Below are 24,303 nucleotides of genomic sequence, written 5' to 3'. Positions count from 1 at the left end.
GCTTTGCTTCAACTTTAGGGGTGTCCCGACATGCGGACTGAGATTATACCCTTTGAACCTGATGCAGCTAGTACTGCCGAAGGGAAAAGCAGGAGTTACTGTGCACGTATCTCCGTTTATTCTTTCCTCATAGGTCCATTCCTAAGGTTTTTACATTTAAAACTGAATCAGGAATGGAAATCACCATCAACGGTCAATCCAGGGAAATCGCGGCATCCTGCACGCTGGGGCAGATTGTGTCCGAACTTTTTCCGTCCGGCGATCACGGGACTCCCGCAAATGTCGCGGACGTGTCGCGTGTAAAAGGCATTGCGATTGCCATCAATCAATCGGTAGTCCCGAAATCCGACTGGCCCACGCGCCTGCTCTCTCCCAACGACCACGTCACCGTCATTACCGCCACGCAAGGCGGATAAGCCCTTGCAATCCCACCATTTAACCAGAAAACATCATCATGAAAACAGAAAAAACACCGGAAACCATCACCCGCGAGCCGTTCCCCAATTCGAAGAAAATATATGTCAAAGGACAAATCCACGACATTTCCGTGGCCATGCGCGAGATTTCGCTGAACGATACCCGGATACATGGCGGCCCGCGCTCGGGCGGCCCGCGTCCGGGCCAACCCGAAGCCAGCGAGCCCAATGAGCCGGTTACCGTTTACGACACGAGCGGGCCTTACACCGATCCAAATATTGAAATAGATGTTAAAAAAGGCCTTCCCGCATTGCGCGCGGCGTGGATACGTCAGCGCGGCGACGTGGAGGAGCTGGAAACGATTTCGTCCGAATACGGCAGAATGCGCCTCGCCGATCCCAAACTGGATCATTTAAGGTTCGCCCACAATGCCAAACCACTTCGGGCGAAACCCGGCCGGAACGTATCCCAGCTGCATTATGCGAAAAAGGGCATCATCACGCCGGAGATGGAATACATCGCGATACGCGAAAACCAGCGGATTGACACCCATTTGCAGTCGCTGAACGGCCAAGCGGGCGCACTGGGACACCAGCACGCGGGTCACAGTTTTGGCGCAAACACACCCAAAAGCCACATCACGCCCGAATTTGTAAGGCAGGAGGTCGCTGCGGGAAGAGCCGTGATCCCGTCCAATATCAATCATCCCGAAAGCGAACCGATGATTATCGGCCGGAATTTCCTGGTGAAGATCAACGCCAATATCGGTAACTCGGCGGTTTCTTCGACCATTGAAGAGGAAGTGGAAAAGGCCGTCTGGGCTTGCCGCTGGGGCGCGGATACGATCATGGATTTATCGACCGGCAAAAATATCCATGAAACCCGCGAATGGATTATCCGCAACTCGCCCGTGCCGATCGGTACCGTGCCTATTTACCAGGCTTTGGAAAAAGTAAATGGCAAAGCCGAAGACCTGACCTGGGAGCTTTTCCGCGACACATTGATCGAACAGGCAGAGCAGGGTGTGGATTATTTTACGATCCACGCAGGCGTGCTGCTCCGCTATATTCCGCTGACGGCCAAACGCATTACCGGTATCGTCTCACGCGGAGGGTCGATCATGGCTAAATGGTGCCTGGCTCATCATAAGGAGAATTTCCTGTACACACATTTCGAGGAAATCTGCGAGATCATGAAGGCTTACGACGTCGCATTTTCGCTGGGCGACGGCCTGCGCCCCGGCAGCATCGCGGATGCCAACGACGCCGCGCAATTCGCGGAGCTGGAAACACTCGGCGAACTGACCAAGATTGCCTGGAAACACGACGTGCAGACCATCATCGAGGGCCCCGGCCACGTACCGATGCATTTGATCAAGGAGAATATGGAAAAGCAGTTGAAACATTGCCACGAGGCGCCATTCTACACGCTCGGCCCATTGACGACCGACATCGCGCCGGGCTACGACCATATTACCTCGGCCATCGGTGCGGCCATGATCGGCTGGTTCGGCACGGCCATGCTTTGCTATGTAACCCCGAAAGAGCATCTGGGATTACCCAACAAAAAAGATGTGAAAGATGGTGTGATCACCTACAAAATCGCCGCTCACGCCGCCGACCTCGCCAAAGGTCACCCTGGCGCTCAGTACCGCGACAACGCATTGAGCAAAGCCCGCTTCGAGTTCCGCTGGGAAGACCAGTTCAACCTCTCGCTCGACCCGGATACCGCCCGCGAGTTCCACGATGAGACCTTACCTGCGGAAGGTGCCAAAGTCGCGCATTTCTGCTCGATGTGCGGGCCGAATTTCTGCTCGATGAAAATCACGCAGGATGTACGCGACTTTGCCGAAAATAATGGCCTGACTACCGAAGAAGCCGTTGCCGAAGGCATGCAGCAAAAGGCGAGGGAATTTGCCGAGAAGGGCAGCCAAATTTATCTGTGATGGAAGACCTGATCGTCATAACACACCCTGAAATGCTGCCCGGCGAAGCCGGTATCCTCAACCTGCTCTTCGCAAGCGGGCTCGCGCGCCTGCATGTGCGCAAGCCCGGGGCAAGCGAAACAGACCTGCGTGCATTGCTCGGACAAATCGAACCGCGTTTCCGGGGGCGCATTGCGTTGCATCAGCATCACGCGCTCGCGGAAGAATTTGGCATTAAAGGGTTGCATTTTACAGAAAAGGACAGGCTGGCGCAGAGCGGCGAAACATTGGAAGCATTAAAAAGCCATGGATTTACAATCAGTACTTCTATACATTATCCCGAAGCGCTTGAAAGGCTCTCCCATTGCTTTGACTATGCATTTTTAGGGCCCGTGTTTGATAGTATCTCAAAAGAAGGCTATTGCTCCAAGCTGCCCGTCAATTTCAGAATGAACAAATACAGTTTCCCGGGTAAAGTCATCGCATTGGGGGGTATTGATGCAGAAAACTTGAAATCTGCGCTGGAAATGAGCTTTGATGGCGCAGCAGTGCTTGGGAACATTTGGCAAAATCCTGACAATGCTATTGCCCAATTTGAAGATCTGAAATCATTGCAATCATATCCAAAATCAGCTCAGCATTCATCATTTCAGCAATCATCATCTCAGCAATCATCTTTCATCCCCGGGTTAAAACCCGGGGCAATAGATTTAGCATTAGAATCGGATGCATCTGCCGATACATGGATAGAAAAGCAAATTGATTGCAAAGCAAAAGCTGTCCATTGCCCCGGGTCTCAACCCGGGGATCAGAAGAAAAAGGATGGGGTTAATTTTGTAGATAAATTGCATTTCATCTCCAATGAAACTGCCACAATGTCCCATATCGGCAGCATTCGCCTGGCCCTGGAAGCGGGCTGCCGGTGGATTCAGCTGCGGGTGAAGAATCGCTCCGAGAAAGAAGTGCTGCCGATCGCCTGGGAAGCCATCCGCTTGTGCGATGGTTTCGGGGCAAAGCTGGTTATCAACGACTTCCCCCGCGTCGCCGCGGCCGTGGGGGCGTATGGCCTGCACCTGGGCCTCGCGGACATGCCCGTGCCTGAGGCGCGCTCGCTCGTGGGCGGGGAAATGGTGATCGGCGGGACGGCCAATACCTGGGAAGACATCGCCTTGCGGGTCGGCGAAGGCGCGGACTATATCGGCCTCGGGCCATTCCGGTTTACCAGCACCAAGCAAAACCTCAGCCCGATCCTCGGCATAGGTGGCTACACGGCCCTGATGCGGCAAATGCAGGCAGCCGGGTACGCCACGCCCATTATCGCCATCGGCGGCATTACGTCCGACGACATTCCGGAAATCCGTTCGACCGGCATTTATGGTGTTGCTATGTCTTCCTCGCTCATTAACGCGGCCGACCCGCAAAAAACATTTTACCAAATCCAACAAGCATTATGCTGACAATCGCAGACAAAACATTTCAGTCGAGGCTCTTTACCGGTACCGGCAAGTTCAGTTCGACGACGGTAATGGAAAAGGCCCTGCTTGCTTCGGGCTCCGAATTGGTGACGGTAGCTTTGCGCCGGGTGGATGTGCATGATCAGGGCGACGACATTTTGAGCCATTTGTCCCATAATCACATCCAGTTATTACCTAATACTTCGGGCGTGCGTACGGCCAAAGAAGCGGTTTTCGCCGCCCAGCTTGCGCGCGAGGCGCTGGAAACCAACTGGCTGAAACTGGAAATCCATCCCGACCCCAAATACCTCATGCCGGATCCCGTCGAGACGTTGAAGGCAACCGAGGAGCTCGCCAAACTGGGCTTCATTATCCTGCCCTACATCCACGCCGATCCCGTCCTTTGTAAACGGCTCGAAACAGCCGGTGCGGCGGCGGTAATGCCGCTGGGCTCGCCCATCGGCAGCAACAAGGGGTTAAAAACAATTGATTTCCTCGAAATCATTATCGAACAAAGCACAATCCCCGTGGTAGTCGACGCAGGCATTGGCGCGCCGTCGGATGCGGCGAAGGCAATGGAAATCGGGGCCGATGCGGTGCTCGTCAATACGGCCATTGCCATAGCCGGCGACCCCGTGGCCATGGCGGAGGCTTTCAAATTGGCCGTGTACTCGGGAAGAATGGCATATGAAGCCAAATTAGGATCAAAAGGTAATCTGGCGGTAGCCAGCAGCCCATTAACCGCATTTCTGGATGAGCTTTAAAGAAGAATTCGCACGGTATTCCTGGGATACCGTCAAGGAAGCTATTTATTCCAAAACGGCGGCGGATGTCGAAAAGGCATTAACAGCCCCGAAAAGGACATTGGAAGATTTCAAGGCGTTGGTCTCCCCCGCAGCCGCAGCCTATCTGGAACCGATGGCGAAGCTCAGCCGGCGACTGACGAGGGAACGGTTTGGCAACACCATTCAAATGTATGTGCCGCTGTATTTGTCTAATGAGTGTACCAACATATGTACCTATTGCGGGTTCAGTCTCGACAACAAGGTGCGCCGTCGTACCTTGACCGACGCGGAGATTTTGCAGGAAGTAGAAGTGATCAAAAACATGGGTTACGAACACGTATTGCTGGTTACCGGCGAAGCGAACCAGACTGTACACGTGCCGTATTTCAAAAGAGTACTGGAACTAATCCGCCCGCATTTCGCACAGGTTTCGATGGAAGTGCAGCCCCTCGACCAGGAAGAATATGAAGAGCTGATTCCGCTCGGACTGCATTCAGTATTGGTTTATCAGGAAACCTATCATCAGGAAGATTACCGGAAACATCACCCTAAAGGCAAAAAAGCGAATTTCAACTATCGCCTCGAAACACCCGACAGGCTCGGCCAGGCCGGTATCCACAAAATGGGACTTGGGGTATTAATAGGTTTGGAAGACTGGCGCACCGACAGTTTTTTCACCGCCCTGCATTTGAATTACCTTGAAAAAACATACTGGCAAACGCGTTACAGCCTTTCTTTTCCACGTCTGCGCCCGTTTTCGGGGGGGACTCGAACCGAAAGTGGAAATGAGCGATCGGGAACTCGTACAGCTCATTTGCGCGTACCGGATTTTTAACGGGGAAGTCGAGCTATCGCTTTCCACGCGCGAATCCGAGAAGTTCAGGAACCATTGCATTCAATTGGGTGTAACATCCATCAGCGCCGGTTCCAAAACCAATCCCGGTGGCTACGCGGTCGAACCAGAGTCGCTCGAACAGTTCGAGATCTCCGACGAACGAAGCCCCGCCGAGGTCGCCGCGATGATCCGAAGCGCCGGCTACGAGCCTGTTTGGAAGGATTGGGACGCAAGTTTAATTTTGAATGATTGAATGACCGAATGTCGGTAATCAGCCCCCCCATCAAATAACCCACTCATTCAATCATTCAATCATTCAATCATTCAATCATTCAATCATTCAATCATTCAATCATTCACTCATTCAATCATTAAACCATGACCCCCATCGAACGCAAACGGTATGCCAGGCAGATTATCATGCCGGAAATGGGCCTGGCCGGGCAGGAGCAACTGCGTGCGGGCAAAGTGGCCGTCGTGGGTGCCGGCGGGCTTGGCTGCCCGATCCTGCAATACCTGGTAGCGGCAGGAGTGGGTAAAATCGGCATTATCGACGACGACACCGTGGACCTCACCAACCTTCACCGGCAAATACTCTACGCCGCCGACGATATTGGTAAAAACAAGGCCATCACCGCGGTCGAAAAACTCTCGGTACTCAATCCGTTCGTACGCCTTACAGCCTACCCCGACCGGCTTTCTGCCGACAACGCGACCGATTTGCTCAGCGGCTACGACCTGGTCATCGACGGCTCCGACAACTTCGAAACGCGTTACCTGGTCAATGATTTTTGTGTGGAATTGAACAAACCGTTCGTATTCGGCTCCATTCTGCGCTTCGAAGGGCAGGTTTCGGTGTTCAACTACAAGGGCGGACCTACCTACCGGTGCCTTTTTCCGGATGCGGAAGAAGGTGATAATTGTGCGGAAGCCGGTGTAATGGGTGTCTTGCCGGGCATTATCGGCACTTACATGGCCAACGAGGCGATCAAAATTGTTGCCGGCATAGGCGAGCCGCTATCGGGTAAACTGCTGGTTATCAATGCACTTTCAAATACCCAATCTATCTTTGAGTTCTCCCGGTCCACAGCGGCAGCTCCTGTAAAATCTCCGGAAATGGCTACTAAACAGCCGGTTGAGGGAAATACACGCGAGATGTCCTACGACGAGTTTGAAGCTTTGCAGAAAGCCGATCCCGAACAGGTTTTGCTTGTGGATGTGCGCGAATATTATGAATTTGAGGCGGATAATTTCGGTGGCGAGAATATCCCGCTCTCCGAAATCCCGGAAAGTATCGAAACTTTTCCATCGGGTAAAAAAGTCGTTTTTTACTGCAACAGCGGCAAAAGAAGCCTGCAAGCCGCCAAATTGCTGGCACAAAGCGGCTACGATGGTCAGAGTTTCTGGGCGCAGCACTGGTAAGCACTATGCAAATCAAACCGACACCTCTCCTTTCCGACGTAGTACGGCATTTTCTGATCATAGAAAGTGATACGCAATCGGCCATGCGGATTTTTTCGGATGGGAATACCGGAGTCGTGTTCAATTACGGCAACGCGCTTTTTTACCAGCATGAAATGTATCCCGGGCTCACGTGCCTGCCCGGCTGCTTTTTATATGGCCAGCTCGACACCTATCGGAATGTTTGGGCGCAAGGCAATGTCCGCCTGCTCATTGCCGTACTCTATCCGTTCGGGGCGGCCGCGTTGTTTAAAATGCCCGCGTCGGAATTGAGAAACCAGATTGTCGGATGCGAGGAATGCTTTAAAACCGACCCGGCATGGGTGAGCGACGAGATTGCCTCCCTACCTGCTATTCACGATAAGATCCGGGCGGCAGAGCGCTTTTTGCTATCCCAATTAAAGGAATCCGGCAGCTGTGACGCGTTGATAACGCACGCCGTCCAGGCTATCCATAGTGAAAACGGCCTTGTTCCCGTCACCCGGCTCGCCGCATTGACCGGCACTACCGAACGCCAGCTTCAACGCAAATTCGAAGAACGGATCGGCATTTCGCCGAAACGCTACGCGGGTGTCGTCCGTATGCAATACGCACTCAGAATGCTCCGTAGAAAAAACGGGGACTTATCGCTCGCCGCCATCGCTTGCGAAGCCGGCTTCTTCGACCAGGCACACCTTATCCGCGAAATGAAAAACCTTTCCGGCCTTACGCCCGGCCAGTACCTCGGCCCGCAAAACGTCCTCGCGGCCAATTTGGTACGGCTTGCTCATTAGTTTCCGCCACTTGTCGGGTTTGTACAATACATGTACGATCCCAAGCATTTACTTTTGAGAAAAAAAGCCAGCTATGAAACCGATCAAAATCGCAACCGCCCAGTTCGAAAATAAAAGCGGCGATAAAGACTACAATCTCGGCGTGATCCGCCAGCTTGCCGGCGAGGCGGCCAAAGCGGGCGCCGACGTCATCGCATTCCATGAATGCTCCATTACGGGGTACACTTTTGCGCGGCATTTGTCGCGGGAACAGTTACTTGAAGTGGCCGAACTTATTCCCGACGGCCCGAGCATTCGCGCGTTGCAGGATATCGCAGCCGAGCACGACATAGTGGTGCTCGCGGGCCTATTCGAGAAAGACGCCGCCGGGAAAATGTATAAAGCCTATGTTTGCGTCGATAAAAATGGCCTGGTCGCCAAATACCGGAAGCTGCATCCGTTCATCAACCCTCACCTTACCCCGGGCGATCAATATGTAATTTTCGACCTGTTTGGCTGGAAATGCGGCATTCTCATTTGCTACGACAACAATATTATAGAGAATGTCAGGGCAACGAAACTGCTGGGCGCAGATATTATTTTCATGCCGCACGTAACCATGTGCACGCCTTCGACCCGCCCGGGCGCCGGGTTTGTCGATCCGGCCCTCTGGTACAACCGCGAAGCCGACCCCACATCCCTGCGGCAGGAGTTCGACGGTCTCAAAGGCCGCGCCTGGCTGATGAAATGGCTCCCCGCACGCGCCTACGACAACGCCGTTTATGCCATATTTTCCAATCCTATCGGTATGGACGACGATCAGCTCAAAAACGGTTGCTCCATGATCCTCGATCCGTTCGGGGACATCATCGCCGAATGCCGGAAGCTTGGCAACGACTTCACCATTGCCACCCTTACCCCCGAAAAACTGCAACAAGCCGGCGGCCACCGCTACATCCAGGCCCGCAGGCCGGAACTTTACAGGGACATTATCGGACAAGGGCACGTTTCCGAGCAAAGGGTAATCTGGCTATAATGTAATTCGGTGGATATTCAATGAATTTAGCTAAATTTATTGAGCGTATTCAATAAATTTAGCTAAATTCATTCAGTCAATTCAACCAATTTAGAAAAAATGAACTTTCCCAGACATATTTTTTCACAGATAACTGATAAAACAGCTTCGAACAAGGTACTGATTGTCTATGGTGCCCGCCGCGTGGGAAAAACGCATTTGATGAGGACTGTGGAAAAACAATTCACCGGGAAAACGTTATTTCTCAATGCCGAGGACCTCGACACGGTTACGTTGCTGTCGGACAGGCGTGTGGCAGCGTTCCGTCGTTGGGTGGCTGACATTGAACTCCTTATCATCGATGAAGCACAGGTTGTACCTGAAATAGGCAAATCCCTTAAACTGCTTATAGATTCGTTTCCGAAACTGACCATCCTGGCCAGCGGCTCGTCGGCATTTGAGTTATCCAATAAAACCGGCGAGCCATTGGTAGGGCGACAGATTCGTTTCCAGCTTTTCCCGATCGCCCAAATGGAGCTATCGAAAGAGGAAAATTACCTCGTGACCAGGCAGCAACTGGAAACACGACTGATTTACGGCAGCTATCCGGAGGTTTTAAAAAACGAAACTGCCGAAGCTAAAAGCGATTATCTGAAAGAACTGGTCAGTGCTTATTTGCTGAAAGACATCCTGATGTTCGAGCAGGTTCGTTACTCGCATAAAATGTTGCAACTGCTGCAATTGGTTGCTTACCAGGTCGGGCAGGAAGTTTCTTATGACGAGCTATCCAAAACACTGCAAATCGACCGCAATACCGTTGAACGGTACCTGGATTTGTTCGCGAAAGTGTTCATTATCACGCGTATCGGCGGGTATAGTAAAAATCTTCGCAAGGAAGTGACCAAATCATCGAAATGGTATTTTCTCGACAACGGCATCCGAAACGCCCTGATTAACAATTTCCTTCCCATGAACCAGCGCACGGACACCGGCGCATTGTGGGAAAACTACCTTGTCGCGGAGAGACTAAAATACAATTCTTACACCCGGAAAATACCCCTTACACACTTCTGGCGTACCTACGACCAACAGGAGCTCGACTGGCTGGAAATAGCCGACGATCAATTGAGCGCCTATGAATTCAAATGGAAAGACACAAAAGTAAAATTTCCGAAAGCATTTGTCGAAGCTTATCCCGATGCCGCCAAACACTGGATTAACCAGGAAAATTTCATCGACTTTGTTACAGGTGAAATATAGAATCAGAGGTCACCGTGAGACACTTTAAGCAAAATTTAATAATCTATCAATTACGTAGATTAAATAGTTTTGCTATTTTTGTAAACGCTTTATTCCAAAATTCTAAAATTCACGGTATGCTCGCCAAAGTGCTCTCGCTCAAACTGCCCTCATCACCGACCTGGTACATTGTTCCGGCTGCCGCCATTCTCCTCCTGCTCGGGCTGCTTGCCACAAATGGCGTTATTAGTGTAGACACAGAAGCGATAACCGGCTTCCTGACAGGCGAATTTGCCTTGTACGTATTGGTAGGACTGGCTGCGCAGCTGGTGGACGGTGCCCTGGGAATGGCCTACGGTGTTACCTCCAACTCGTTTTTGCTGAGCCTTGGGGTTACACCCGCCGTGAGCAGCGCCAGCGTTCATTTTGCAGAGATGTTTACAACCGGCGCCTCGGCGATCTCGCATTTCCGTTTCAAGAATATTAATAAAAAGCTGTTCAAAGGCCTGCTGATACCCGGCGTGCTGGGTTCCATTACCGGCGCATACCTGCTTTCCGACATCATCGACGGCAACTTTATCAAGCCGTTCATCGCATTTTATATGCTTGTGCTGGGTCTGATCATCATTCGTAAAGCATTACAAAAAACCTTCGTCAAGAACAAAACCAGGCGCATCAGCATACTGGCAGCGGCCGGCGGCTTCCTCGATTCGATCGGCGGAGGTGGCTGGGGGCCCATCGTTACTTCCACCCTGCTCGGACAGGGCCGCGACCCGCGCTACACCATCGGGTCGGTAAACGCCGCAGAATTTGCGGTGGCATTCGCCAGTGGCATCACGTTTATGCTTTTTACCGGTGTCGACAGCTGGAAAGTTGTGTTGGGACTGATTGTCGGCGGCTTAATGGCGGCACCTTTCGGCGCTATGATGGTGGGCAGAATCAAGCGGAAGCCCCTGATGCTCCTCGTGGGTACACTGGTGATCGGACTGAGCGTCCGTACCATTCTGCTCAGCATTTTATAGTTTACTGCACGATATCCGGCACGTTTTGCCTAGTTTTGCATAAAACAGGCACATTATCATGCTTTCCGACTTCGGTTATATATTACTCTTCATCATCGCCGGCCTGGTCCTGCTCGGTGTCGTTCTAACCGTCGCGAAACTGCTACGCCCGCACAATCCCAATGAAGAGAAGCTGAGCACCTACGAATCCGGCGAAGAACCACTCGGCAATGCGAATATCCAATTCAACGTGCGGTTTTATGTGGTTGCCCTGATATTCGTGCTATTCGAAGTAGAATTGCTTTTTCTTTTCCCGTGGTCGGTTGTTTTCGGGAACGAAGAGTTGATCGAACAAACCGACGGCCAGTGGGGCTGGTTCGCTATGGGGGAAATGACCGTTTTTATCGGCATCCTCATTTTTGGCCTTGCCTACGCCTGGGCGAAAGGCTATCTCGACTGGGTACTTCCCAAACCCCGGATTCCTGAGGTAAAATCCCCTGTCCCCGCCGACCTATACGCCAAGGTGAATGAGCGTTATAAGAAGTAAATGGATGCAGATGCTTGTATCGGGAAGACAACTCATAACGCTATGTCGCGGAGCTGGTCATTGCGGGAATTTATAATATGGCTTCCAGCTCTTCCACCGTTTCCTCCCCAACTGCCTTGCAAGACTCCTGAGTACTCGTTCCTTACATATATAATATCCTGACACGCAGACCTCTAATGAGCAAAAGGCTTATTTGTTTTATCGAATTAAATTGACAGTTACTTAAAAATTGCCGATTTTTCAGGCTTGTTACAAAGTCCGTCATCATCAACAAAACAATATGGAGGCTTTCGCAAAAAACCTGCGCGCGAAGCGGGAAAAAAGGGTTTGTCGGCAACCCAGATGGCGTCGTCGCTCGAAATCAGCGAAGAGCAATACCACAATCTCGAAACCGGGGTCGAGGCGCCGACGGTCAATACCCTCAGGCGGCTCGCCGAAATCCTGAACAGCACGGTCCCCGACCTCCTGTCCGACCAGCCCGTTCGGGAACTCGTGCAGGCAAAGCCTCCCGGCCATTTTTCTGCGGAGTCGTTGAGTGACACCGACAAGGACACCTATATCAAAATCCTTGAAAACCAGTTGCGCGCGCTGCTTGCGGAGAAGAAAGGAGCATAGCTAGTGCATTCCGCCCCACTTTTTCATGTGTGGCCGCGGAAAGAACACTAGGCCTATTTGCGCATAAATCTGGTTCACTTTCAGCCTGGATAAATCGTCGACCGTTACGTTGTCGCCCTTCCACTTCCTTCGTCCCAGAATGGGCTGGTGGTAGGTCAGCTTGCCGCTCAGGTAGACTTTTTCGTGAATTTTGGGCAGAAAATCCATTTTATAATCGACCCCGATCCCCCCGTGCAGATTTATATTCCCGGTATACAACTTCACGGCCTGATACGCCGCCGGATTGTTGAGCAATTGCTGGGCGGAAACCGAAGCATTGCTTTTAATATTCATTCTGTACAACATAAAATCGGCGCCAAGCGGTATCGTTACGTTCCACCGTGCATTGTTCACAAGTTTTGGGCCGCCATCGGTACCGATTCCCAGCCCATGAAGATACGCCTTTCGTACGTCACGGTCGGAAGTGTAGTTGGTACTGTTCATAATGATGATCCTGGCTTCGGAAAACCATCGGTCGGATTCGGTGCGGCGGGCGAGCACCAGGTTTCCCATAAAAGATGTAAAAGGCTTTACCTGCAAGCGCGAAAGCTGGTCGCGCAATGTTTTGTTGTTGGGTAACAGGCCAAATTCGGCGTAGACCGCCATTCCGGTTTTGAAGATACGGACGGTGGAGTCGGATTGCGCGGAGGCGCTTCCTGTAAAAAATGCCGAAAGCAGGAAACTGACGAGTAATTTGTGTTTCATAAGGTTGAAGTGTTGTAGTGGTTTTGTAACGGAAACTGAAACCGATTCTTGCCAAATATGGTTAGTTTTACGTGGGAATACGCATTGAAATGCAATATCCATACCAAACGACTTCCCGGAAAGAAATAAATGAGTGAACGAATCAAAACCGGTGACGGCGGCATTATACTGACCAATGCCGAGGACCTGCTGAACTGGGCCAGGTTATCGTCATTATGGCCCATGGGTTTCGGTTTGGCCTGCTGCGCGATCGAGATGATGGCCACCTACGCGGCCAACTACGACCTGGAACGTTTCGGGATCATGCCCCGGCCTTCGCCGAGGCAGTCGGACGTGATGATCGTGGCGGGGACCGTGACCTTTAGAATGGCCGACCGTATCCGCCGGCTTTACGAGCAAATGCCCGAGCCGCGGTACGTCATTTCGATGGGAAGCTGTTCCAACTGCGGAGGGCCTTACTGGGAGCACGGTTACCACGTGGTGAAAGGCGTCGACCGCATCATACCTGTTGATGTATATGTACCCGGATGCCCGCCCCGGCCAGAAGCCCTCATTGGTGGCTTCATGAAATTGCAGGAAAAAATCCGCGGCAAACAGGAGGCGGTACCCGAATTGTTCCTTGAAATGGAAGCCGCGGATCGGAAAACCGTTTTATCTTAATTCCCTTTATGACTTTTCAGGAAATCGCCGATATTATCACCAATCGGTTCCCCGAATACACCTTTGGGGCGGATACGAAAAATCCCCAGCCGATATTGATCGTGCCAACGGAGGGCATTGCGGCTGTCTGCCGGTTTTTGCACGAAGATGAAAGGTTGTATTTCGATTACCTCGCCTGCATTACGGCCATCGACAACGGTGCCGCTGCCGACACCATGGAGCTGATCTATAACATCACATCCATTCCCTACGGCCTCAACATTACGCTTAAAACCGTCTTTCCACGAAATACCGCTGGAAATGCATTGCCATCGGTGCCGACCGTCAGTCATATCTGGCGCACCGCCGACTGGCACGAGCGGGAGGCTTACGACCTGATGGGCATTCTTTTTGAAAACCATCCGGATCTGCGGCGCATTCTGCTCCCCGAGGACTGGGAAGGCCACCCGCTCCGCAAGGATTATGACGCCCAGGAAAGGTACCATGGCATTTACGTCCGTTACGGGGACGGCAAGACGCTCGAACCGGGAAATGATCCCGACAGGGTGTAAGGTATGTTTTTAGTGTATAAGGGCAAAAAATCATACATATTTGGTTGCGAGAAAAAGCCTCGTTATTTTTCGTTACCAAATTTTAATGATCACCCGCATGCGCTTCATCATACTGACGGCCCTCTTTCTCGGTTCATTGCATTCGGCATTTGCCGTTACCGATTCACTTATTATCAAAGGCCGCGTCAATAACCTCAACGGAAGGCTTTACAGACAAGCCCCGTTCATCACGTTTTCGCGGAACAATATCCTGCAAGCACAGTCCGAATTGAGCAAACAGGCGGATTTGCAGGCCGACGGCACTTTCCGTGTGTCGTTACCGATGTTGTTCCCGCAGGAAGAAATTTACCTCGATTATGGCGGCAAGGCATTTACCACATTCCTGGGATCGCCGGGAACCGTGGAGATTACCTTCGACGGCGATTCTATCGGCAGGGCCAAAAAGCTCTTTTATTTCGCCGGGGTCAATGCCGATGCCAACAATCAATATCCACTGTACCTGGCAGCCGAGAACCAGCGATTGAACAGCAGCCGGACTTTGGGGACCGATTTTTTCAGGACGTTCTGGGATAAGAGCCCGTCCGACGCGCGATTTGCCGCCGAAGGCCGCAGCGAGCTCCGTTTGGGATCTGTTAAAGCCGCGACACAGAATACGGTTACTTCGCCGGTATTATACCACTGGATCAAGTCCGTTACGGACGAAGAGCAGTTGCAGATTTTGTTTGAACACGCTTTAAGCAACCAGTATCAGGTCGGCAAAAGCCTGCTCGACAGCCTGAAAAGGCTCGACAAAGCACCGCTTACCGGCCAGCGGGTACTTTGGGCAAACCGCTTTGGCAACTACGCGGATTTGCTCGTGGAAGGTAAAAAATTCGACAATCCGAGTCGAACCAACTCCTTGCCTGTCAAGCTGATGGCTGCATTGATCCGCGATAATTCCAAAAATCTTTCCGCCGAAGAGCGGCAGCATTTGAACCAGATCAATTCGAACGGATTGGCGGAAAAAGGCGAGCTCGATTTCATGAACAAGCTCTTCGCCCGCAATGAGATGGTTTTGAACCTCCTGTTTAATTACGAACGCGAAAGCCGCATTTATGGCGATTTGTTCGATAGCACGGCCACCGATTTTCTGAGGGTACGTTATCTCGCCAAAAACCTTTATAAATATACCTACCCGCAGCAGTTGCTGCTGAGCAACCATATCCAGTCGAGAACGGGAATCCCGCAGTTTAAGCAATCGCTGGATGAAATCGTCCGGCTTGAAGTGAAGGACAGCACCGATATCCGGAAGCTCGTGGAGTTCAAAAACGTGCGGACCGAACCCGTGGAGGCACTTCCGGGATATTACCTGAGTGCATCCAACGACAGAGGCAATGCGTGGCTCAACGGCATTCTCGACGGATTGAAGGGAAAAACCGTATACATCGCAAAATGGAATATGGATGATGCCAAAAGCCGCGAGGAGCTCGATCATATCCCGGCATTACAGGCCCGGTTACCGGACAATGTCGTCTTTTTGTACTTGCACCTAGCAGCCGACGATAACATCACTTCCGAAGCGCTTTTAAGGCAATATATCGTCAGGCACAGGCTGAAAGGCCTCCATATGTCGCTGACCGACTCCCAGGCGATGGATTTGCTGTTCCGCCTGAACCCGCTGGAACTCGCCACCTTTTCCATTGTCAGGCCGAACGGCAAGTTCGCGATGAAAAATGCGCCGGCGCCGAGCGAGACGGACAAAACCGCGAAGGCGCTTATCGAGGCTAACCGCGAGTAAGTTCCGTGGCGGCTATACCTCCCCTGGGTGCGTTTGCGTTAAGAGACAGTTGATTTGGATCCCGGATAGCCCATGTGCAGATATTTGCTGTTGTTTCTGATGCTTTCTTTCTTCGCGTCGGCCCAAAACCCCGACAGCCTGGAAGTACATAGCCGCGACAGTATCCGCTATACCAATCTGAAAGCCCGGATGTCGAAAACCAAATTCTCGCGGGCTGTCTACCGGCTGCTGTTCAGGGACGTATACAACCAGGGAAAAGTCACCGAAGTCAAGGAGATCGAAACCAACCCATTCACGCCCTACGAAGGAATGGTGATCCGGAAAATATACATCCGGCAACTCGATATCCTCGGCGAATCGGTTTACGACACGACCAGGAAAGGAAACCAGCTGGAAAGGTTTTTAAGTAAAAATCTGCATACTAATACACGGGAGGGCATTATCCGGCGCTCTTTTCTGCTGTTTTCGGAGGGCGACGATATTCAGGCGCATGTTTTAAAGGATACGGAGCGCCTTCTGCGTGCCAACCGGATGTTCGTCGATGCCCGTATCATCGTCGTACCCCGGAAGGATGTTACCTGGATGGCCGACATTGTCGTGCTCATACAGGATTCCTGGTCGCTCAACTTCTCGGGCGGGTTCAGTTCTTTCAACAAATTCAATGTCGGGCTCGAAAACATCAACGTCCGCGGGACGACGCATTCCCAGCGAACGGCCATCCGGTGGGACTCGAAGGATACTGCCAAAAACGGGAAGTTTCAGTTCCGGGCCATCTACACGATTCCTTATATTGGTAAAACATTTATCACCGCCCAGGCGAGCCTGATATTCGAACGCGATCTGAGGGAGCAATCCATCCGTTTCAATCGCCGCTTCATCACGACCGAGACGAAATATGCAGGTGCGCTGGAAGTCGGGCATTACAACACGAGGCAAGTCAAACGGGAGCTCCAATCGAAAGACTCGCTGACATTGCTCCTTACCGATTACAAATACTATGATTTCTGGATCGGGCGGGCGTTCAAATTCCCTTTTCCAAACAGCAAACTGGCGCAGAATTCACGGATCGTCACCGCATTCAGGCATAACAAGTACAATTACGACGAACGCCCGGAAGTAGCACCGAACCTCAACAAAAACTATTGGAACCGCACGGCCACACTCGTCAGTCTGGGATTTTCGAACCGGAACTATAAGCGGGACGTGTTGATCTACGGCTTCGGCCGTACGGAGGACGTCCCGGTCGGTAGCCTCTTTGCGCTGACGGTCGGCCGCGAGAATACCGAATTCGGTGCGCGCGGCTACGGAGGCATCCAGTTCGCGACAGGCAAATACCTGCCCCACAACCTTGGTTATTTCTATGGGCTGGCCAATCTGGGGTCGTATTCAAAAAACGGGAAAGCGCAGCAGGGTGTCATCAACGGGGAGGTAACCTACATCAGTAATCTGATCCCTTTCCGGTACAGCTTCTTCCGGCAGTTCGTCAATATCCGGTTTGCCAAGGGCATTAACCGCGACCCGCTCGATTACCTCAATATCAGCGGCGACAGGGGCATACGGGGCATTAACAACGACCGGCTCATCGGCACAAAAAAACTGACTATCGGTACCGAAACCGTATTCTTCTCCGACAAAAGCCTTTTGGGGTTCCGGATCGCGTATTTCGTATTCGCCGATTTAGGGTTGGTCAATGGCGTGCCTCACCTTTGGGAAAGTCCGTTGTACCAGGGTTACGGGCTCGGGTTACGTCTGCGCAACGAAAACCTTACATTCAATACGCTGCAGGTACGATTCGGTTATTACCGCAATATTCCCGAATTGTCGTCCCCCACCCGCTTCGCCGCTTCCGGCAATGTCCCGCTGCGTTTGCGCGACTTCGACATCTCCGCTCCGGCCATTGCGCCATTTCAGTAGCTGAAAGAAATTTCACAATTAGCTGTAATACAAATGTTTATCATGCCAATTTCAAATTTTTACAGTTATTTCAACTCACAACCTCTCCATTTTCGGATATGAGGATTAACTTTGTGGAATTTTTGGACGTACCCCTGCTCAAAATCGTCAGGCAACTGCCAAAAGTTGTTCAAGTATTTCCTTCATTTCTACAAATTACCATTTACTGTGCCCAAAAATACGAATATCAATTCCGTTCTGATTATCGGTTCAGGTCCCATCGTTATCGGTCAGGCGTGCGAGTTTGACTATTCTGGCTCTCAGGCGGCCCGCTCGTTACGCGAAGAGGGGATTGAGGTAGTTCTGATCAACTCCAATCCTGCAACAATCATGACTGACCCTATCAGTGCAGATCATGTATATCTGTTGCCACTGGAAAAGAAGTATATTGTTGAAATCCTTGAAAAACACAAGGCGATGGGCAGGCCCATCGACGCCGTACTTCCTACCATGGGAGGCCAGACGGCGCTGAACCTGGCAATCGATTGTGACAAGGCAGGAATCTGGAAAAAGTACGACGTGGACATTATCGGGGTGGATATCAAGGCGATTGAAACCACCGAGGACCGGGAGAAATTCCGTCTGAAAATGCTCGAATTGGGCGTAAACGTGTGCCAGGGCCGCACTGCCCGCTCTTTCCTCGAAGGAAAAGAGATCGCCCAGGAAATCGGCTTCCCACTGGTAATTCGCCCTTCATTTACCCTTGGAGGTACGGGAGGCGGATTTGTGGAGAAAGAAGAAGACTTCGACAAAGCGCTTAATAACGGCCTGCACGCGTCGCCCGTACACGAGGTACTGGTAGAGCAAAGTGTGATGGGCTGGAAAGAATACGAACTCGAATTGCTCCGCGACAGCAAGGGTAATTTCATTATAATCTGCTCGATCGAGAACTTCGACCCGATGGGCGTGCATACCGGCGACAGTATCACGGTCGCACCAGCGATGACGCTTCCCGATACGCTGTACCAGCAGATGCGCGACCTGGCCATCAAAATGATGGACGGGATCGGTAAATTCGCAGGTGGGTGTAACGTACAATTTTCGGTGAACCCCGCCGACGACAAGATCATCGCGATCGAGATTAATCCGCGGGTATCGCGTTCGTCGGCGCTGGCTTCGAAAGCGACCGGTTATCCTATCGCGAAAATCGCCGCGAAAATGGCGATCGGTTATAATCTCGACGAGCTCATTAACCCGATTACCGGCAGCACTTCCGCATTCTTCGAACCTTCGATCGACTATGTGATCGTGAAAGTCCCACGCTGGAACTTCGATAAATTCAAAGGCGCCGACCGCTCACTGGGCCTTCAAATGAAGTCGGTGGGTGAAGCGATGGGTATCGGACGGAACTTTCAGGAAGCATTGCAAAAAGCATGTCAGTCGCTGGAAATCCGCCGGAACGGCCTCGGAGCCGACGGCCGCGAGCTGCGCGACCAGGAGGCGATCAAGCACAGCCTGGCACATCCCAGCTGGGACCGTTTGTTCCACATTTACGACGCATTCAAGATCGGGCTTTCGTTTAAAACGATCCAGAATCTGACTAAAATCGACGCCTGGTTCCTACGTCAGATCGAAGAGCTGATCGAGCTGGAACACGAAATCGAGAAATACGATCTGGAAGACCTGCCGAAAGAATTGCTTTTGACCGCGAAACAAAAAGGTTACGCCGATCGCCAGATCGCGCATCTGCTCGGCACGAAAGAAAGCAAGGTTTACGACCGCCGGAAGGCATTGGGTATCAAGCGTGTTTATAAATGCGTTGACACCTGCGCGGCCGAGTTCGAAGCGAAAACCCCTTATTACTACTCAACTTTCAATACTTCGCAGGAATTCCCTGATAACGAGTCGGTTGTAAGCGACCGCAAGAAAGTAATGGTACTTGGCTCGGGCCCTAACCGCATCGGTCAGGGTATCGAGTTCGACTATTCCTGCGTACACGGTGTATTGGCTGCCAAAGAGGCGGGTTATGAAACGATCATGGTGAACTGTAACCCTGAAACGGTTTCTACCGACCCGGATATTTCCGATAAACTATACTTCGAGCCGGTGTTCTGGGAGCATGTGTTCGATATTATCGAACACGAAAAGCCGGAAGGCGTAATCGTACAACTGGGTGGCCAGACTGCCCTGAAAATGGCCGAGAAGCTGGACAAATACGGTGTAAAAATCATCGGTACCAGCTACCATTCGCTCGACTGGGCCGAAGACCGCGGACGTTTTTCATCGTTACTCGAAGAGCTCGGCATTCCTTATCCAAAATTCGGGACTGTAAGAAGCTCGGATGCAGCCGTGGAACTTTCCCGGATGTTGGGCTTCCCGCTGCTGGTCCGCCCGAGCTACGTTTTGGGTGGTCAAAGCATGAAGATCGTCATCAACGAGAAGGAACTCGAACAGCATGTGGTGAAAATCCTGCACGATATTCCCGATAACAATATCCTCCTCGACCATTTCCTGGAAGGTGCCCTGGAAGCGGAAGCAGACGCGATCTGCGATGGTGAAGACGCTTACATCATCGGCATAATGGAGCACATCGAACCTGCGGGCATCCACTCAGGCGACTCGCACGCCGCATTGCCGCCATTCGACCTGACCGAGGACGAAATCCGCCAGATCGAAGCACATACACGTAAAATAGCACTGGCGATGAATGTGAAAGGGTTGATTAACGTACAATTCGCCGTGAAAAACGGCGTCGTGTATGTGATCGAAGCTAACCCTCGCGCTTCGCGTACCGTGCCATTCATTTGCAAGGCCTACAAGGAACCTTACGTGAACTTCGCTACCAAATTGATGCTCGGCGACAAGAAGGTGAAAGATTTCAATTTCAAACCTGAGAAAAACGGCTGGGCGATCAAGATTCCTGTATTTTCATTCAACAAATTCCCAAATGTGAACAAGGAACTCGGCCCCGAAATGAAATCGACCGGCGAAGCGATTTACTTTATCAAGGACCTGGAAGATGAGTTCTTCCAGAAAATTTACGGCGAAAGGAATCTTTACCTGAGCCGCTAAAAATAGCCGATCGACGCAGAAAGCCCGGGGACGACCCGGGCTTTCTGTCTTATAGCATAAAAGAAAAACGCCACTTTCTATTTCACTTCCTCATAATCGACATACTCTCCGCCTTTGAACCTGGACGATTCGTTGCCGTTAGGCGGTGTGCTATCCACCCGGATGCCGCCCGGCTTCGTACGGGCCCGCTCCTGTTGCTGCTGCGCGCGGTATGCTCTCTCCTGTTGCTTGATCAATTGCCTGCCTACCAATAAGTGGAAAAGGAAGCGCCGGAAAAACGGCACGAATGCGATCAGGAGCAGGAATATGAATAATATATTAAATACCAGTTTCATCTTTCAACAATTTTTTACCTCAATCAATAACGTAAACCTAGCATAAATAGCACACGAATATAAGTAAAACCGCATGAAAGACGAAACCGGGCATCGAGCGGCGCTTTACGGTTACCAGCGGTTGCTACGCCAGATCGACCGCCTTGCTGTTTTCTACCACGCGTTCGTAATACGCTTCATAATGCGGCAGAATCTTCGCTACATCGAATTCACGGGCCCTTGCAAGCGCGTTCGCTTTGAATGTCGGCAGGTTGGCGTCGTCCAGAATGTATGCCGCATGCCTGACCATATCCTCTACATCACCCACATTGCTCAGGAAACCGGTTACGCCATGTACGTTGAGCTCGGGTAAGCCACCCGCATTGGATGTAATGATAGGCACTTCGCAAGCCATGGCTTCCAGTGCCGCAAGACCGAAACTCTCCGTTTCGGACGGCATCAGGAAAAGATCGGCCACGGAAAGGACCTCCTCTATCGCATCCAGTTTGCCAAGGAAACGCACATCCGAAAGCATGTCGAGGTCTTTACACAAGCGCTCGATCCGCAGGCGTTCGGGACCGTCGCCTACGAGCAGCAACTTGCTCGGCAGGAGCTTGCGCAGTTTCTCGAAAGTCATGATTACGTCGTCGATCCGCTTTACTTTCCGGAAGTTGGATGTGTGGACGATCAGTTTCTCGTTGTTGGGGCAGATGGCAAGTTTGAAATGGTCTTTTTTCTGGCGGCTGAAACGGTCGAGGTCAATAAAGTTGGGGATTACCTCGATGTCTTTGGTAATCTTGAAATGATCGTAGGTATCTCTTTTGAGGGATTCAGAGACGGTGGTAATGCCGTCCGACTGGTTGATACTGAACGTCACGACCGGCTCGTACGAGGGATCTTTCCCAACCAGTGTGATGTCCGTGCCGTGCAATGTCGTGATCACCGGAATATGAATACCTTGTGCGGCCAGAATCTGTTTGGCGAGGTAGGCCGACGATGCGTGAGGGATCGCATAATGTACGTGAAGCAAATCCAGGCCCGCGTTAGCCACCACGTGGACCATTTCGCTCGACAGCGCCGACTCGTAAGGCGGGTACTGGAACAATGGATAGGCGGGTATATTTACTTCATGGTAATAAAGATTCTCATTGAAAAAATCCAGCCGCTGTGGCTGGGAATAGGTAATGAAATGAACCTGATGGCCCGCTTTCGCAAGCGCTTTTCCAAGCTCGGTAGCTACCACTCCGCTTCCTCCGAAGGTCGGATAGCATACGATACCAATTTTCATAGTAAGTCAGCAAATGGTTGAATGTCCGGTCTGAACAACCGTCCGGATAACGGCTCTTTCCTGCTAACAACAAATGCATGTTTTTTATCCCACAAATGGATAAAGAAGTGAAGAATTGTCGTTAATGGGATAAAATGAATAATTTTATTGCCTAAACCTTCTTTTTCAAGCGTCAAATTGCATGAATGTGTCGGCCAGACCCAAGATCACAACGTGGGATTATGTCACCGGGAGTGCGCGGCTTGTGCGCATGACCAACCTGATCATTGTGGCCCTCACACAATATCTCACACGTATTCTGCTCATTGGCCCGAGGCATGAATGGCGATCGATCGTGACCGACCCGGACATGTTCGTGCTTTCGCTGTCGACGGTTTGCATTGCCGCCGCGGGTTACATCATCAACGATTATTTCGACATCAAGATCGACATCGTCAACAAGCCGGAGCGCGTCGTCGTGGGCCGGTACCTCAAACGTCGCTGGGCTATGGGCGCGCATCAGGTCCTGAACGTGCTGGGGGCCATTCTCGGACTGGCCGTCAGTCCTTATATATTCATTATCAATGTATTCTCGATCACACTGCTCTGGTTCTATTCCGAGCGTTACAAACGGCTGCCTTTCATCGGAAATTTCATCGTGTCGTTACTGACGGGCCTTACATTGCTGATCCTTACCGTCCATTACCCCGCCAACCGGCACCTGGTTTTCATTTATGCGGTATTCTCTTTCTTTATTTCGCTCATCCGTGAAGTGGTAAAAGACATGGAAGATATTCGCGGCGACGAGGCGCACGGCTGCCGCACATTACCGATCGTCTGGGGCATCCGCCGGACCAAAACGTTCCTGTATTCGGTGACCGTCATTTTTGTGCTCACCCTGTTTGTGATGGCCAGGGCGTTGCAGAACAACCTGCTTACGCTCCTGTTCCTGCTGCTGCTGATCCCGATCGCATTACTCTTGCTCCGCCTCTATCAGGCCGATACCCGACGAGATTTCAGGGAGATCAGCAGCCTCTGTAAGATCATTATGCTCCTCGGATTGATTACCATGATCTGGGCCTGACGCTCACTAATTTAACCGGGCCCCGCTGCTTGATTAACCCGCTGAAAAGTTATCTTTGAATAACCCAAACTAAATCGCAGCAAGCAGTATGAAAAAGTTCATTGTATGGAGCATCGCCTGTCTTATGATGCTCGGCCTGAGTGCAAATGCCCAGGAATGCGCCGGTTTTACATTCAAGGAAGGAGGCGGTTTCGAAATGAATAACTTCGACGGCAAAGGCAAACCGACCGGCAAACTCGTCTACAAAATCGCAAAGGTCTCCAAAGAAGGCGGTAACACTGTAGTTTCCATCGAAATGGAATCGTTCAACAACAAAGGGAAGTCGGAGTTAAAAAACACTTATCAAATGAAATGCGACGGTAATGTGCTTACGATAGATGCCGCTTCGCTGATCAACGAGGAACAAATGAAGTCTTTCAGGAATATGGAAATGAAATTTACCTATGACAATATCGAATATCCTTCGAAGCTCTCGGTAGGTAGCCAGTTGAAAGACGCGTCGGTAAAGGGCGAAGGTAAATCCGGCCCCATGCCAGTGAATTTTAACATGACGATCAAAAACCGGAAGGTCGATTCGCAGGAAAAACTGACGATTCCGGCCGGAAACTTCGATGCTTACAAAATCAGCTCCGACATGGATATGGAAATGGTAATGGGCTTCCCCGTGAAAATGAATATGCAGACAATCTCGTACCGCGTACCGGGTGTCATCTGGGACCTGAAAACAGAAACTTACAGGAAAGGAAAACTGATGGCGTCCAGCGAACTCGCGAAAATCTTTTGATTTTAACCCCCATAATATTAACATTTACCTAAAAGAACGGCTTCCGGTTCGCCCGTAAGCCGTTCTTTTTTATAGCTTTGTCGGGATATTTTCCATCCGGACTCCTATTCTG

The 24,303-nt window shown here is 51.4% G+C and carries 21 protein-coding genes, 1 pseudogene and 1 riboswitch; of the genes and pseudogenes, 19 read left to right on the top strand and 3 right to left on the bottom strand.

What is annotated here, in order from left to right; genetic code table 11:
• Nucleotides 1-6 precede the first annotated feature (6 nt).
• A riboswitch (TPP riboswitch) is annotated at nucleotides 7-102 on the top strand.
• Nucleotides 103-173: 71 nt separating this feature from the next.
• From thiS to ABV298_RS21280, 12 genes and pseudogenes are all read left to right on the top strand, one after another.
• Nucleotides 174-416, top strand: a complete 243-nt coding sequence (thiS, locus tag ABV298_RS21335; RefSeq protein ID WP_353718189.1) for a sulfur carrier protein ThiS — start codon at nucleotides 174-176, stop codon at nucleotides 414-416.
• Nucleotides 417-454: 38 nt separating this feature from the next.
• Nucleotides 455-2,362, top strand: coding sequence for a phosphomethylpyrimidine synthase ThiC (gene thiC, locus ABV298_RS21330; RefSeq protein WP_353718188.1), 1,908 nt, complete (start codon nucleotides 455-457; stop codon nucleotides 2,360-2,362).
• Nucleotides 2,362-3,798 carry a thiamine phosphate synthase gene (locus ABV298_RS21325; protein WP_353718187.1) on the top strand — a complete coding sequence of 479 codons (1,437 nt, stop codon included), beginning with the start codon at nucleotides 2,362-2,364 and terminating at the stop codon, nucleotides 3,796-3,798. The genes thiC and ABV298_RS21325 overlap by 1 nt, the downstream gene beginning before the upstream one ends.
• Nucleotides 3,792-4,559 carry a thiazole synthase gene (locus ABV298_RS21320; protein ID WP_353718186.1) on the top strand — a complete coding sequence of 256 codons (768 nt, stop codon included), beginning with the start codon at nucleotides 3,792-3,794 and terminating at the stop codon, nucleotides 4,557-4,559. The genes ABV298_RS21325 and ABV298_RS21320 overlap by 7 nt, the downstream gene beginning before the upstream one ends.
• Nucleotides 4,549-5,668, top strand: a pseudogene (gene thiH / locus ABV298_RS21315) (2-iminoacetate synthase ThiH). The gene ABV298_RS21320 and the pseudogene thiH overlap by 11 nt, the downstream one beginning before the upstream one ends.
• A gap of 125 nt (nucleotides 5,669-5,793) precedes the next feature.
• A complete protein-coding gene (locus ABV298_RS21310) occupies nucleotides 5,794-6,837 on the top strand; it encodes a HesA/MoeB/ThiF family protein (protein WP_353718185.1) in 1,044 nt (347 codons plus the stop codon).
• Between the two features lie 5 nt (nucleotides 6,838-6,842).
• Nucleotides 6,843-7,649 (top strand): helix-turn-helix domain-containing protein, encoded by an 807-nt coding sequence (locus tag ABV298_RS21305; RefSeq protein ID WP_353718184.1) that lies wholly within the window; start codon nucleotides 6,843-6,845, stop codon nucleotides 7,647-7,649.
• Nucleotides 7,650-7,722: 73 nt separating this feature from the next.
• On the top strand, nucleotides 7,723-8,664 hold the full coding sequence (locus ABV298_RS21300) for a nitrilase family protein (protein ID WP_353718183.1): 942 nt from the start codon (nucleotides 7,723-7,725) through the stop codon (nucleotides 8,662-8,664).
• 99 nt (nucleotides 8,665-8,763) lie between these two features.
• Nucleotides 8,764-9,903 carry an ATP-binding protein gene (locus tag ABV298_RS21295; RefSeq protein ID WP_353718182.1) on the top strand — a complete coding sequence of 380 codons (1,140 nt, stop codon included), beginning with the start codon at nucleotides 8,764-8,766 and terminating at the stop codon, nucleotides 9,901-9,903.
• Between the two features lie 116 nt (nucleotides 9,904-10,019).
• Nucleotides 10,020-10,904 (top strand): sulfite exporter TauE/SafE family protein, encoded by an 885-nt coding sequence (locus ABV298_RS21290; RefSeq protein WP_353718181.1) that lies wholly within the window; start codon nucleotides 10,020-10,022, stop codon nucleotides 10,902-10,904.
• A gap of 58 nt (nucleotides 10,905-10,962) precedes the next feature.
• On the top strand, nucleotides 10,963-11,430 hold the full coding sequence (locus ABV298_RS21285) for an NADH-quinone oxidoreductase subunit A (RefSeq protein WP_353718180.1): 468 nt from the start codon (nucleotides 10,963-10,965) through the stop codon (nucleotides 11,428-11,430).
• 327 nt (nucleotides 11,431-11,757) lie between these two features.
• Nucleotides 11,758-12,045 (top strand): helix-turn-helix transcriptional regulator, encoded by a 288-nt coding sequence (locus ABV298_RS21280; RefSeq protein ID WP_353718179.1) that lies wholly within the window; start codon nucleotides 11,758-11,760, stop codon nucleotides 12,043-12,045.
• On the opposite strand, the gene ABV298_RS21275 is transcribed toward ABV298_RS21280, so the two are convergent.
• The gene (locus ABV298_RS21275) at nucleotides 12,046-12,789 is read right to left on the bottom strand and encodes a hypothetical protein (protein WP_353718178.1); all 744 of its coding nucleotides are present in this window, start codon (nucleotides 12,787-12,789) and stop codon (nucleotides 12,046-12,048) included.
• 129 nt (nucleotides 12,790-12,918) lie between these two features.
• Here ABV298_RS21275 and nuoB point away from each other — a divergent pair, with 129 nt between their 5' ends.
• The 5 genes from nuoB (at nucleotide 12,919) to carB (ending at nucleotide 20,742) form a co-directional block, all read left to right on the top strand.
• Nucleotides 12,919-13,449 (top strand): NADH-quinone oxidoreductase subunit NuoB, encoded by a 531-nt coding sequence (gene nuoB, locus ABV298_RS21270; protein ID WP_353718177.1) that lies wholly within the window; start codon nucleotides 12,919-12,921, stop codon nucleotides 13,447-13,449.
• Nucleotides 13,450-13,457: 8 nt separating this feature from the next.
• Nucleotides 13,458-14,000, top strand: coding sequence for an NADH-quinone oxidoreductase subunit C (locus tag ABV298_RS21265; RefSeq protein WP_353718176.1), 543 nt, complete (start codon nucleotides 13,458-13,460; stop codon nucleotides 13,998-14,000).
• Nucleotides 14,001-14,097: 97 nt separating this feature from the next.
• On the top strand, nucleotides 14,098-15,777 hold the full coding sequence (locus tag ABV298_RS21260; RefSeq protein WP_353718175.1) for a hypothetical protein: 1,680 nt from the start codon (nucleotides 14,098-14,100) through the stop codon (nucleotides 15,775-15,777).
• Nucleotides 15,778-15,849: 72 nt separating this feature from the next.
• Entirely contained in the window at nucleotides 15,850-17,691 is a 1,842-nt protein-coding gene (locus ABV298_RS21255) for a hypothetical protein (protein ID WP_353718174.1), read from the top strand.
• A 207-nt stretch (nucleotides 17,692-17,898) separates the two neighbouring features.
• Nucleotides 17,899-20,742 carry a carbamoyl-phosphate synthase large subunit gene (gene carB / locus ABV298_RS21250; protein WP_353718173.1) on the top strand — a complete coding sequence of 948 codons (2,844 nt, stop codon included), beginning with the start codon at nucleotides 17,899-17,901 and terminating at the stop codon, nucleotides 20,740-20,742.
• Nucleotides 20,743-20,819: 77 nt separating this feature from the next.
• On the opposite strand, the gene ABV298_RS21245 is transcribed toward carB, so the two are convergent.
• The gene (locus tag ABV298_RS21245; protein WP_353718172.1) at nucleotides 20,820-21,077 is read right to left on the bottom strand and encodes a DUF4834 family protein; all 258 of its coding nucleotides are present in this window, start codon (nucleotides 21,075-21,077) and stop codon (nucleotides 20,820-20,822) included.
• Nucleotides 21,078-21,201: 124 nt separating this feature from the next.
• Nucleotides 21,202-22,344 carry an N-acetyl-alpha-D-glucosaminyl L-malate synthase BshA gene (gene bshA, locus ABV298_RS21240; RefSeq protein WP_353718171.1) on the bottom strand — a complete coding sequence of 381 codons (1,143 nt, stop codon included), beginning with the start codon at nucleotides 22,342-22,344 and terminating at the stop codon, nucleotides 21,202-21,204.
• Nucleotides 22,345-22,525: 181 nt separating this feature from the next.
• Between bshA and ABV298_RS21235 the strand changes: the two genes are divergently transcribed.
• Complete coding sequence (locus ABV298_RS21235) at nucleotides 22,526-23,407, top strand: geranylgeranylglycerol-phosphate geranylgeranyltransferase (RefSeq protein ID WP_353718170.1); 882 nt, start codon at nucleotides 22,526-22,528, stop codon at nucleotides 23,405-23,407.
• A gap of 88 nt (nucleotides 23,408-23,495) precedes the next feature.
• Nucleotides 23,496-24,191: a hypothetical protein gene (locus ABV298_RS21230; RefSeq protein ID WP_353718169.1), complete on the top strand. Its 696-nt coding sequence runs from the start codon at nucleotides 23,496-23,498 to the stop codon at nucleotides 24,189-24,191.
• The last annotated feature ends 112 nt before the right edge of the window (nucleotides 24,192-24,303 follow it).

It is taken from the genome of Dyadobacter sp. 676 (genome assembly GCF_040448675.1).
In the GTDB taxonomy this organism is placed as follows: Bacteria; Bacteroidota; Bacteroidia; order Cytophagales; family Spirosomataceae; genus Dyadobacter.
The sequence above is the reverse complement of the archived record's forward strand: the minus strand, read 5'-3'. Positions and strand labels throughout refer to the sequence as shown.